Below are 12,094 nucleotides of genomic sequence, written 5' to 3'. Positions count from 1 at the left end.
CCGGGATATTGCGATCCCGGCCTTTTCGATTGTCGTACTGTTCAAACTAGCTGACGGCCTGCAGGGGACGGGCAGGTGCCACGCCGGCATCGTCCGCGCTCTTGTCGCGTTCCCGTTGCAGCTCGTCGGTCTTCTCGCTGAGACAGCGGATGATTTCCTTCATGTGCTGCTTCTGATCTTCGGTCAGAACGGCGAATATCGCCTCGATCGTCTTGTGTTGCGGCTGCTGGGCGGCCGAAATGACGGTCCGGCCCATATCCGTAATCGAGACGATCTTGGCACGGCGGTCCTTCGGATCGGGATCGCGCTTGACCAGCTTGTCGCGCTCAAGACCATCGATCGCTTCCGTAACCGTACGGGGTGCGAAACCGAGGGCGCAGGCAATATCCGTCGACCGCTGAGGGCCCTGGCATTCGAGAAGAAGCAGGAACTTGCTGCGGGCGAGCGACACACCTTCGTCCATCATGCACTCATTCACCAGGCGGCTCACCTGATGGTAGAGTTTGAACATGCCTTGGGAGATTTCTATCGTGCTACTCATGAGGTGGAATATAGGTATTATGAGGTACCATGTCAAATGATCACGAAGTTTTTCGGATAATTTGATCATATATATTGAACGATCACTGTAAATGCGAACGGTCATGCTCCCGGCATTATTCTCGGCTTTTCGCTGCCCTTTTCGGGGTGGGGCGATTTTCCCTGCATAACGGCCCCCTTTGGCCCGCAAGCATTGACCCGGAGGAGGGGGGAGGCGATTGTCCGGCCATGCCTTTCCGCTTCATCCACACCGCAGACCTGCATCTCGATTCGCCGCTTTCGTCGCTGGCGCTGCGCAATGCCGAGCTCGGCGATCTCGTACGCGGCGCGACACGCAAGGCCCTCTCGCGCATCGTTGATCTCGCCATCGGCGAGGCGGTGGATGCGGTGCTGATCGCCGGCGATCTCTATGACGGCGCACAGACCTCGATGGCCACCGCGCTCTTCCTGATGGGCGAAATGCGGCGGCTGGACGCGGCCGGCATCCGCGTCTTCATCATCCGCGGCAATCACGATGCCCAATCGCAAATCACCCGCGAACTGACCTTTCCGCCTAACGTGCATCTCTTCGACGGGCGCGGCAAACCCGTCAAAGCCGGTGCGCTGGAAAACGGCCGGGATATCCATGTGCACGGCGTCAGCTTCGCCCAGCCGCACGCACCGGCCTCGCTGCTGCCGACGTTCCGCGCGCCGGTGGCCGATGCCGTCAATATCGGCATGCTGCATACGAGCCTTGCCGGCGGCAGCCGGCACGATCCCTACGCGCCGACAAGCGTTCCGGACCTCGTCTCCCACGGCTTCGACTATTGGGCGCTCGGCCATATCCACCAGCGGCGTGTGCATCAGGAGCGGCCGTGGATCGTCATGCCCGGCAATCCGCAGGGCCGCGACATCAATGAAGGCGGCGCCAAGGGCGTCACGCTCGCCACAGTCGGCGAGGATGGCGTGATCACCTGCGAGGAGCGTCCCGTCGCCGTCGCGGTCTTCGAGCGTCTTTCCGTCGATCTCTCCGGCATAGACGACTGGCACGGTATGCTCGATCGCACGGAAGCCGTGCTTTCCAAAGCCCATGAGGCAGCAAACGGCGCCCATCTCGTCGCGCGCCTCGCCATGACGGGTGCCACCCCGCTCGCCTGGCGTTTGCGCCGCGATGAGGACCTGCTGCTTGGCGAGGTACAGAACCTCGCCGCCTCGCTCGGCGAATGCTGGATCGAGGCCGTGGAACTCGTCGTGTCCGCGCCGCTCGCCGACGCGGGTGCCGATGCGGGGCCGGTCAACGAACTCGCCCGGCTGATGCGTGAGGATGTCGTGACGACCCATGCCTATCGCGCGGAACTGCGCGAGGCGCTGGCGGATGTGCTGCGTCAATTGCCCAAGGAGGCGCGCAGCCTGCTGGCGGGCGACGAGGCGGCGGAAGAGGCCCTGCTTTCCGATCTCGCGCTCGAGGGATCGGATGCTGTTTTGGCGCGCCTCGGCGGCGAAGGCGAGAGGGCCTGATGCGTCTCGACCGTCTCGATCTCATCCGCTACGGCAAGTTCACCGAGCGCAGCCTCGATTTTGGCGCGAAACAACCCGGCAAGCCGGATTTGCACCTCGTCTATGGTCCCAACGAGGCCGGCAAATCGACGCTGTTTTCCGCCTATCTCGACGTGCTCTTCGGTATCGAGCGCACCAGCGCTTACGGCTTCCTGCACCCTTATCCATTGATGCGTGTCGGCGGCCGCTTCTCTGTCGGCACGGAGCATCACGAGGCGTATCGCGTGAAGCGCAACCAGGGCTCGCTCGTCACCGCCGACGACCGGCCCTTGCCGGATACGCTCTTTGCCTCCGTGCTCGGCGGCATGGACCGCAATGCCTACCGCACGATGTTCTCGCTCGATGACGAAAGCATCGAAAAGGGCGGCGAGGATATCCTGAAGAGCGAGGGCGAACTCGGCGCCATGCTCTTCTCTGCCAGCTCCGGCCTCTCCGACATGGCGTCCAGTCTTACCGCCCTGAAAGCCCAGGCCGACGAATTCTACCGCCCCGCCGGCCGGCGGCATGGGCTCTCCACATTGAAAGCCGAAATCGAGGCGCTCGCCGCCGAGCGCAAGTCGCTGGATATCGCGGCGCGCGACTACGGCATTCTGGTGCGTGAACGCGAAGCCGCCGCCGAACGCCACGAGACGGTGACTGCGGCACGTCTCGCCGCGCGCGCCGCCCTTCAGCAAGCCGAACGCTGCCTGACCGCGCTGCCTACGCTTGCCCGTCTTCGGGCGCTACGCATGGAGCTCGGCGTTTTCGATCTCGGCGAAACGCCGCCCGCAACCTGGCGCGGATTGACCGGTGAACTCGCCCGCGAGGAAGCGGAAATCGCGGCCCGTGCGGCACGGGTGTTTGGCGAGCGCGAGCGCTGCATGGCGGAACGGGCCGGGCTTGCGGAAGACGACGCGGTTTTCACCGTGGAGGCGGACCTTGCGGCACTCTCCGGTTCCGCGCTGGAGGCGCGCTTCCGCACCGCCACGCTGGACCTCGTCTCTCGCATCGCCGACCGCGACAGGCTCGCCATGACGATCGAGGCCAACATCCGTGCGCTGGATCTTCCGGTGCAGACGGATCCCGCCGATATTCTGCTGCCCGCTGGTCTTGCCGAGCGGCTGACCGGCCTGCTTTCCCGCCGTGCAGCACTTGCCGAGCGTCGCGAGATTGCCCGGCGCGAGTTGAAGGACGCGCAGGAGGCGCGGGAGGCTGCGCGCGAAAAGGCGGAAGCCTTTGCCAAGGCGGAGAGCGACGACGAAACGCAATCCGCACTCTCCGCCGCCTTGCGTGCTGCCCGTGCGGGCGACCTTCCGCCACGCCTGCGTGAAAGCCGCCGCCTTGTTGCCCTCGCACGGCAGGAGGCAGATGCAGCGAGGACACGTCTCGCGCCGTGGTCGGGCACAGAGGGCGCACTGGAAGGCATGGCCGCGCCGATCGCATCGGTATTGGAGGACCTGCACCGGCGGCAGGAGGCTGCGGCGGAGACGCTTCGCCGCCATAAAGAACAGGTTGCGACAGGCGAACGCGACGCCGCGTCCGCCAAGGCCATGCTGGCCGCGCTGGTAACGGCGACGGGTGCGGCAGGCGAAGAGCATGCCGGGCAGCTCCGCGGCCTGCGCGATGCGGCTTGGCAGGCCCATCTCGCCCGTCTCGACCGCGAGACGGCGGCCGCCTTCGAGGCGCGCATGCATGATGATGACCGCGCTCGAGAGGCACGGCTGCGCAATGCCGACCGCCTGTCCGAAATCCGCCTCTTGGAGCGCTCCGTTGCCGAAGGAGCCGCGCGGCTCGATATCTTGACCCGCGAAACGGCGCGGCTGGAGCAGGCCGTGGCGGATACCGAGGCGGAGGTTGACGCGCGCGTTACAAGCGCAGGTCTTCCGGCTGGCTTCACGCTTCAGGACCTTTCCGATTGGCTGGAGCGGCGTGCTCTCGCACTTGAGAAGGCCGCCGCGCTGGACCGTCTGATGGTCGAAGCCGGGCTTGTCGAGACCGAGGCGCGCGATGTCGCGGCCAGGCTCGCGCACTTCCTGGTGGATGTCCTGGCGGAGGGCGCGACCTTCGAGGAAGTGCTGTTCCGCGCCGAAGACAGGCAGGACGCCCTGAAGGCGGCGCAGGCGCAGCGGCTGGCGGCGATCGAGCGGCTTGCCCGCGCGACGGAGGACGTGGCGGTGCGAAGCAGGGCGGCTGCGGAAACGGACGCCGCCGATGCCGCCTGGCTGGAGGCCTGGCATCAGACGATCGCCGGCACGTGGCTCGCGACGCGCGCCGCTCCCAAGGAGCCGGAGCGCATCGGCGCTCTGCTGCCCGGCTTGCAGGCTCTGGCGCAGAATGTCGAGCGTCGCGCCGAATTCGATCACCGCATCGCGGCCATGCAACGGGATCAGCAGGATTACGGCAATCACGCACGCCGGCTTGCTGACGCGCTTTCGCAACCTTTCAATGCGGACGACCCGCTCGCGACCGTCGCTACCATCGGTCGTCGGCTCGCCGAAGCGAAGACGGTGCGTGATAGGGCGAAGGCCCTCGACGACGCGATCGTCAGGCTGGATGAGGAGGAGAGGGCACTCGACGAGCGTCGCGCCGTGTTGACCGCGCGGCTTGGTGAAATCTTCGCCTTTCTCGGCTGCGACAGCCTCGCCGAAGCCGAAGTCCTGCTCGAAGCACACCGGCAGCGCGACGATCTTCGAAGCCGCATCTCGGAAATCGGGCGTGATCTCGTTCAGCAGATGCGCACCGGCACTGCAGACGAAGCGGAAGCGCTGTTGGCTGTTGTCGACGAGGCTCAGCTGGTGGCGGAAAAGGTCGATCTCGCCGCGCGACTCGATGGTCTCGACAAGGAGGTTGAAGAGCAGCACGTTGCGCGGGCACGGGCCGAGGAGGCGCTGGCAAAGGTCGCCGGCAGCGATGCGGCGGCGGTGCTGGAGGAGCGGCGGCGCACCGCCCTGGTGGATCTGGCGGAGAAATCGCGGCGCTACATGGCGACACGCGCCGGCATTCTCGCGGCCGAGCAGGCGCTGCGGCTCTATCGCGAGCGCCATCGCAGCGCGATGATGGAGCGCGCGTCGAAAACCTTTCGCGATATCACCGGCGGCGAATATGCCGGTCTCTCGACGATGCTGGAGAAGGAGGGCGAATTCCTTGTCGCCAATGCGGCCTCCGGCGCCTCGAAACTGGCGAAGGACCTCTCCAAGGGCACGCGCTTCCAACTTTATCTCGCCCTGCGCGTCGCCGGCTATCACGAGATCGCCGCCAGCCGCGAGATCGTGCCCTTCATCGCCGATGATATCATGGAGACCTTCGACGACGGCCGCGCCCTCAATGCGTTGCGGGTGATGGGTGACATGGCGACGGGCGGGCAGGTGATCTATCTCACGCACCACCAGCATCTCTGCGATCTCGCCCGCGAGGCCTGCCCCGACGTGACGATCCATCATCTCTGAGGGCTGAAACGTTAAACACGGCAAGGAACCATTAACCCCTGAACTTGACTTGACAGGGCGTAAATGGTTCTTGGCGCACCATCGGCATTGCTGCGAGCCCTGCTTCGCGCGGTGCTCCGCCTTCGAAGAAACGGACGGGAATGACTGGTAGAACCGGCAAAGAGGCAAGGATGTGGGAGCGGGGTTTTGCACCCGTCAGCTTCCTCGTGCTGCTCTTCACCGTGTTCCTCTCGCAGTTCTCGCTGCCGGGAGATGCCCCGCGCCACCCCCAGCGCACGGCCGCCGAAGGTGGTGTCGCGCCATCGCCGCTGTCTGCGGCGGGTGATGAACTGTGGTTCCCGGCCAACGGTCATGCCGAACGGCGGATCGCCAAGGCGAAAACCGGTCTTCCCGAGGGCGACGGTGCCGGCAAGGCGATCGTTCCCGGTGCCGGCCTTCTTCTCTACCCGTTCGAAGTCGTGTCGATTGCCGCCGCCGTCATTGTCGATGACAGCGCGCCCGCAACGGATCATCCTGCGTCCTTCCGCAGCCGCGCGCCCCCGGCTTTCGCTGCCTGAGGCCTTGTGGCGCCGATGCGCCGCGCCATTTGCTTGAAATTCCGATCCCATGGAGGGCGCCGGCTTTTGTCGCGCCTTTCCCGCAGTTGAAATGGAACAACCCCATGAAAACCTCCAAATGGGCATTGTTTGTCTCCGCCGCCATCATCCTGTTCGGGATGCTCGCGGCCGTGCCGAACGTGCTGACGCCTGAGCAGCAGGCGAAATACGGGCGCTATCTGCCCGCCAACCCGGTCACCCTCGGCCTCGACCTGAAGGGCGGCTCGCATCTCGTGCTCGAAGTGGATTCGGCGGCCCTGCGCAAGGCGCGCATGGATTCGCTGCTGAACGACACGCGCGCCATCCTGCGCACCGCCGGCGAGCGCGCCTCGGCCGCCCGTCTCAACGGCACGACCCTGACGATCACGCTGCCCGACCAGGCCGCCCTCGACAAGGTCCTGCCGGAAGTGCGCAAGCTCGCCGCACCGACCTCGACGCTCGGTTTCGGCGGCGGTTCGTCGGATATCGATGTCGCCAATACCGGCCTCGTGATCAACGTCACGCTGACGGAAGCCGGCGTCAACGAGCGCATGTCGGCCGCCGTCGAGCAGAGCCTTGAGATCATCCGCCGCCGCGTCGACCAGGTCGGCGTTGCCGAACCGCTCATCCAGCGCGTCGGCGGCGACCGCATTCTCGTGCAGCTGCCGGGTCTCCAGGATCCGACGCGCCTGCGCCAGCTGCTCGGCTCGACCGCGCAGATGAGCTTCCACATGGTCGACCAGACTGTGGATCCGAACGGCGTCGCCCCGCGCGGCGTGCTCATCCTGCCCGGCGCCAACGACAACAACAAATATGCCGTGGAAGAGCGCGTCGCGATCTCGGGCGACCGCCTGGCCGACGCCAAGGCCGGCTTCGACCAGCGCACGAGCGAACCGATCGTCTCGTTCAGCTTCGATTCGACCGGCGCACGCCAGTTCGCAGAGATCACGCAGGCCAATGTCGGCAAGCCTTTCGCCATCGTCCTCGACGGCAAGGTGCTGACCGCACCCGTTATCCGCGAGCCGATCATCGGCGGCCAGGGCCAGATCTCCGGCAATTTCAACCCGCAGGAAGCGACCGTCCTTTCGGCGCTCCTGCGCTCCGGTGCCCTTCCGGCACCGCTCACCATCATCGAAGAGCGCACGGTCGGCCCGAACCTCGGGTCGGACTCGATCCGCATGGGCCTTTATACGGGTCTCGCCGGCCTTGCGGCCGTCGTGGTGATGATGCAGGTGCTCTACGGCTCCTGGGGCCTTATCGCCAATCTCGGCCTCGTGCTGCACACGATCCTGACGATCGGCCTGCTCGGCATTCTGGGTTCCACGCTGACGCTGCCGGGTATTGCCGGTATCATCCTCGGTATCGGCATGGCCGTGGACGCCAACATCCTCATCAACGCCCGTATCCGTGAAGAAACGGCGGGCGGAGCAGGGGCCATGAAGGCGCTCGATGTCGGCTTCAACAAGGCCTATGCGACCATCGTCGACGGCAACATGACGACCATGGTCGGCATGATCCTGCTCTTCATGTTCGGCTCGGGTCCGGTGCGCGGCTTCGCGATCACCATGATCATCGGCCTTGCGATCTCGATGTTCACCTCCATCACCTTCGTGCGTTTCCTGATGCGCGAAGCCGTCATCGTGCGGAAGATGAAGAAGATCGAAATCCACTCGCTCTTCGGCCAGGTCTGGGAAATCCCGACCTTCTCCTTCATGCGCGGCCGCTATATCGCGATTGCCATGTCGGCGTTCATCTCGACGAGCTCGATCATCCTGTTCTTCACGCCGGGCCTCAATTACGGCATCGACTTCGTCGGCGGCATCCAGGTAGAGGCGACCTCCAAGACGCCGATCAACCTCGCGCCGCTGCGCGAGAAGATGGAAGGCCTCAACCTCGGCGAAGTGGCGCTGCAGGAATTCGGCCAGGGCACGTCGGTGCTCGTCCGCGTCCAGCGTCAGCCGGGCGGTGAAGAAGTGCAGACAGCGGCCCTCCAGAAGATTCGCGACGGCGTTGCCGAAGTGATCCCGGATGCGAGCTTCGAGCGCACGGAAGTGGTCGGCCCGACGGTTTCCACCGAGCTTGCCCGTTCCGGCTTCCTCGCTGTCGGCCTCGGCATGCTGGCGATCCTGATCTACATCTGGTGGCGCTTCGAATGGCACTTCGCCGTCGGCGCCATCGCGACGCTGATCCTGGACATCACCAAGATGATCGGCTTCTTCTCGCTGATGCAGATCGACTTCAACCTGACGGCCATCGCCGCAGTGCTGACGCTGATCGGTTACTCGGTCAACGACAAGGTGGTGGTGTACGACCGCATGCGAGAGAACATGCGCAAGTACAAGTCGATGCCATTCTCCGATCTCATCGACCTGTCGATCAACCAGGTGGTCATGCGATGCATCTTCACCTCGCTCGCCGTTGCGGTCTCGCTTTTGCCGATGGCTATCTGGGGCGGCGATACGGTCAAGCCGTTCGCCTGGCCGATGCTGTTCGGCGTCATCGTCGCGACGACGTCGTCGATCTATATCGGCGGCCCGATCCTGCTCTTCCTCAACCGGTACTGGAAGGATCGCAGCGCAACGCGCACGGCCGGCACGCCGGCAGCGGAAGCTTGAAACCAGAACGGGCGCCCTTGAGGCGCCCGTTTCGTTTCAGGGGAAGCGTGCGGGGCTGAAGGTCTCGGCCCCGATGCTCTCGCGGGCCAGCGGCTCCGGCACCGGGCTTTCCGTCAGAAGGGCGGCGGCGAGACTGCCGAGGGCGGGCGAGGTGAGGATGCCGTAGCCGCCCTGGCCGGCGAGCCAGAAGAAGTTCTCGGCATCCCTGGCCAAGCCGATGACGGGCAGGCGGTCTGCGGAAAAGCTGCGCAGGCCGGCCCAGCTCTTGAAGATGCGGCGCACATTGAGCGTCGTCGCCTCCTCGACATAATGGGCGGCATACGCCACGTCGAGCTCCTCCGGTTGCACGTCGGCCGCTTCGCAGGGCGTGGCATCGGCAGGCGAGGCGAGCAGGCGGCCGCCTTCCGGCTTGAAGTAGAAGATTTCCTCCACCTCGTTGATCTCGGGCAGGCGACTGGCGTCGATGCCCTCGGGCAGGTCGACCGTGATCGCGGTGCGGCGATGCGGCACGATGCCCATGGGGGTGACACCGCAGAGCGACGCGACCGTATCCGCCCAGCCGCCGGCCGCATTCACCACCGTTCCGGCTGCGATCGTTTCTTCGTTCGTTTCAATAAGCCATTGATTGCCGACCCGGCGGGCGCCGGTCAGCTGGCGCTTTTCAAGGATCTGCGCCCCGTGGCGGCGGGCGTAGCGGGCATAGGCTTGCAGCAGGGCGTCCACCTCGATGTCCCAATAGTCCGGGTCGAAATAGGCGGCTGCGGCATAGGAGGGCTTCAGCATGGGCGCGCGGGAAAGCATCGCGGCTTCGTCCAGCCATTCGACGGCGATGCCCAGCGCCTTTGCCTGCTCGAAGCGCTCGCGCACCAGCGTCGCCTTGTCCTCGGTGCCGAGGATGATGCTGCCGCGCTCGATGAGCAGCGGCACATCGGCAAAACCGGCGGGCGGTTCCATCAGGAAAGCATGGCTGGCGCGGGCGAGCGCATTCACCAGCGGTGCATTGTCCCGCAACGTGAATTCCGCCGCCGAACGGCCGGTGCTGTGATAGCCGAGCGCGTCTTCTCGCTCCAGCACGACGACGGAGCGGTGGGGGCTCAGGAAATAGGCAAGCGAGATGCCGGCAATGCCGCCGCCGATGATCGCGATGTCGAAAGTCTGCATGGTCCCCTCCGGTGTGCTGAGGAAATAGGCCTAAGCAAGCCGGTGGCATTTTTCAAATTTATAGCAATGACGACCGATATCAGTTCGATTGATGCGGCTCGCCCCAGCGCCACGGTGGCACATCGGCGACATGGTTCAGAAAGGCGCGTTCGGCCGGGTTGAGCGCGGAGCCGGGATTGGTGATGCGAAAGGTCTCCGCCACCGGCAGGTCGTCATAGGGCGGCAATTGCCAGAGTTCGCCGGCGGCCAGCGCTGCACCCGTAAGATGCGCCGGCAGCATGCCGATGCCGGCATTGGCGACGACGAGCCGTAGCACCTCCTCCACGTTGAAGGCCAGTGCACGGACCTGCTGGCCGAATGAGCCGACGGCCCGCACGGCCGTCACCGGCCCCATATGCGGCCCGCCCAGCACATCGGCGAGGAAACTGACATAGGGTTCGCCGCGCAGATCCTCCGGTCGGGCGTCGCGCGTACCGAACAGACGGTGTGCGCGGCCGCAATAGAGCGCATAGCGTTCGTAACAGAAGGGCGCTTTCTCCAAACCCTCCGGGATGATCCCGTCGGAGAGGCCGAGTGTCGCGACGCCGCGCTCCACCGAGCGGATGACGTCCGTCGTCGTCTCGACGGTCACGCCCACGGTGACGCGCGGATGCAGCCGGAAGAAATCGGCGATCGCCCGGTCCCAGGCCGGGTTCATGGCGTGGCTGACGGCGTGGATGGTGATATGGCCGGAAATGTCCTCGCCGGAAGGTTCCATGGCCTCCGGCAAGCGCACGATGGCGGAAAAGATATCGTGGCAGAGCGCATGCAGCCGCTCGCCGGCCTCGGTGAGTTCGAAGCGGCCGGGGCTGCGATCGATCAATCGATGGCCGACGGATTGCTCGAGCCGCTTCAGCGCCATGCTGACGGCGGGCTGCTGAAGAAGCAGGCGGTTTGCCGCACGGGTGATCGAGCCTTCCTCCACCACGACGACGAAGGTGCGCAGCAGGTTCCAGTCGAGGTTGTGGGCAAAGCGTTCGAGGCGATTTATCGGCATGCGTGTAGTTAGGATGACAGCGCAAGGAGAGGCAAGCGAAGCCTGCTTCCCGCGGTCAAGAATGTGATCGCCGGCCGTGTTTTTTCCCGGAACCAATTCCGTTTCCGGCGCATTGGGCACGCTGAAAGAAGGGGAAATGCCATATGTGGGAACGGTTTAGCACCAGCGGGCTCGCGGGGTCCTATGTGGATGACTTGCTGGCGTCGGGCGTAGAAGCGCGCATGGATTTTCGGCCGCGACGGGCACTCGACCCGTTTCCCTTTCTCGTCAGTCCGATTGAGGATGAGGAGGCCGAGCCATTTATCTCGACCGCCTACCGCATGACGAAGAGTGTCGGGAACGCCCAGCCCGGTTCGTGATGCCGGAAACGAAAAGGGGCGGCCGAAGCCGCCCCAAAATTCTTATTTCATCGTGTAGATATCGATGGAGAAGTATTTATCGTTGATCTTCTTGTAGGTGCCGTCCTCACGGATTTCCTTCAGGGCGGCGTTCAGCTTTTCGCGCAGGTCGTTGTCTTCCTGGCGGACCGCGATGCCCACACCTTCGCCGACGAACTTCTTGTCGGTGATCGGCTCGCCGATCAGCTCGCAGCAGGCCTTGCCGTCATCGTTCTTGGTGACCCAGTCGAGCAGCGGGATCATGTCGCCGACCTGCACGTCTAGGCGGCCGTTCGCCATGTCGAGGTTCACTTCGTCCTGCGTCGGATAGAGCTTGAGATCGGCATCGGGATAAACGGCGGCGGCGTAGTCAGCCTGCGTCGTGCCGCCCTGGGCGCCGATCGTCTTGCCCTTCATGCCCTCATTGGTGAAATCCGTGATGCCGGAATTCTTCGGCGCGGCATGGGTCATGGCAGCGAGATAGTAGGGGTCGGTGAAGTTGACCTGCTTCTTGCGCTCTTCGGTGATGAACATCGAGGCGATGATCATGTCGTATTTCTTGGCGAGAAGGCCCGGAATGATGCCGTCCCAATCCTGGCCGACGACCTCGCATTCCACCTTCATCTTCTCGCAGAGTGCGAGACCGATCTCCACGTCGAAGCCACCGAGCTTGCCGTTGGAATTCTGGAAGTTGAAGGGCGGGTAGGCGCCCTCCGTGCCGATCTTCAGCGTCTCGGCGGAAGCGGCTGCGGAAAGGAGGGTGGAGCCTGCCAGCGCCAGTGCGAGCAGCATTTTTTTCATGGTCGTTCCCCTGTTGTTGTCGTGACCG

The 12,094-nt window shown here is 64.6% G+C and carries 9 protein-coding genes; 5 read left to right on the top strand and 4 right to left on the bottom strand.

Going from position 1 to position 12,094, the window contains the following annotated elements:
- Positions 1 to 46: 46 nt before the first annotated feature.
- Entirely contained in the window at positions 47 to 511 is a 465-nt protein-coding gene (locus tag AC27VQ_RS10780) for a MarR family winged helix-turn-helix transcriptional regulator (RefSeq protein WP_421591018.1), read from the bottom strand.
- A 257-nt stretch (positions 512 to 768) separates the two neighbouring features.
- Between AC27VQ_RS10780 and AC27VQ_RS10775 the strand changes: the two genes are divergently transcribed.
- From AC27VQ_RS10775 to secD, 4 genes are all read left to right on the top strand, one after another.
- Positions 769 to 2,037 (top strand): metallophosphoesterase family protein, encoded by a 1,269-nt coding sequence (locus AC27VQ_RS10775; RefSeq protein WP_488716251.1) that lies wholly within the window; start codon positions 769 to 771, stop codon positions 2,035 to 2,037.
- A complete protein-coding gene (locus AC27VQ_RS10770; protein WP_488716250.1) occupies positions 2,037 to 5,501 on the top strand; it encodes an AAA family ATPase in 3,465 nt (1,154 codons plus the stop codon). The genes AC27VQ_RS10775 and AC27VQ_RS10770 overlap by 1 nt, the downstream gene beginning before the upstream one ends.
- A gap of 140 nt (positions 5,502 to 5,641) precedes the next feature.
- On the top strand, positions 5,642 to 6,058 hold the full coding sequence (locus AC27VQ_RS10765; RefSeq protein WP_313531790.1) for a hypothetical protein: 417 nt from the start codon (positions 5,642 to 5,644) through the stop codon (positions 6,056 to 6,058).
- A gap of 104 nt (positions 6,059 to 6,162) precedes the next feature.
- Entirely contained in the window at positions 6,163 to 8,691 is a 2,529-nt protein-coding gene (secD, locus tag AC27VQ_RS10760) for a protein translocase subunit SecD (protein ID WP_488716249.1), read from the top strand.
- Between the two features lie 36 nt (positions 8,692 to 8,727).
- On the opposite strand, the gene AC27VQ_RS10755 is transcribed toward secD, so the two are convergent.
- Both AC27VQ_RS10755 and AC27VQ_RS10750 read right to left on the bottom strand, forming a co-directional pair.
- Positions 8,728 to 9,852 carry an NAD(P)/FAD-dependent oxidoreductase gene (locus AC27VQ_RS10755; protein ID WP_488716248.1) on the bottom strand — a complete coding sequence of 375 codons (1,125 nt, stop codon included), beginning with the start codon at positions 9,850 to 9,852 and terminating at the stop codon, positions 8,728 to 8,730.
- 79 nt (positions 9,853 to 9,931) lie between these two features.
- A complete protein-coding gene (locus AC27VQ_RS10750) occupies positions 9,932 to 10,888 on the bottom strand; it encodes a LysR family transcriptional regulator (protein ID WP_488716247.1) in 957 nt (318 codons plus the stop codon).
- 143 nt (positions 10,889 to 11,031) lie between these two features.
- Between AC27VQ_RS10750 and AC27VQ_RS10745 the strand changes: the two genes are divergently transcribed.
- Positions 11,032 to 11,247, top strand: coding sequence for a hypothetical protein (locus tag AC27VQ_RS10745; protein WP_488716246.1), 216 nt, complete (start codon positions 11,032 to 11,034; stop codon positions 11,245 to 11,247).
- A 42-nt stretch (positions 11,248 to 11,289) separates the two neighbouring features.
- On the opposite strand, the gene AC27VQ_RS10740 is transcribed toward AC27VQ_RS10745, so the two are convergent.
- Entirely contained in the window at positions 11,290 to 12,066 is a 777-nt protein-coding gene (locus tag AC27VQ_RS10740) for an ABC transporter substrate-binding protein (RefSeq protein WP_488716245.1), read from the bottom strand.
- Between the last annotated feature and the right edge of the window lie 28 nt (positions 12,067 to 12,094).

Source organism: Shinella sp. 20P9.1.1 (assembly GCF_057798995.1).
This window is presented reverse-complemented; position numbering and strand designations above follow the sequence as displayed.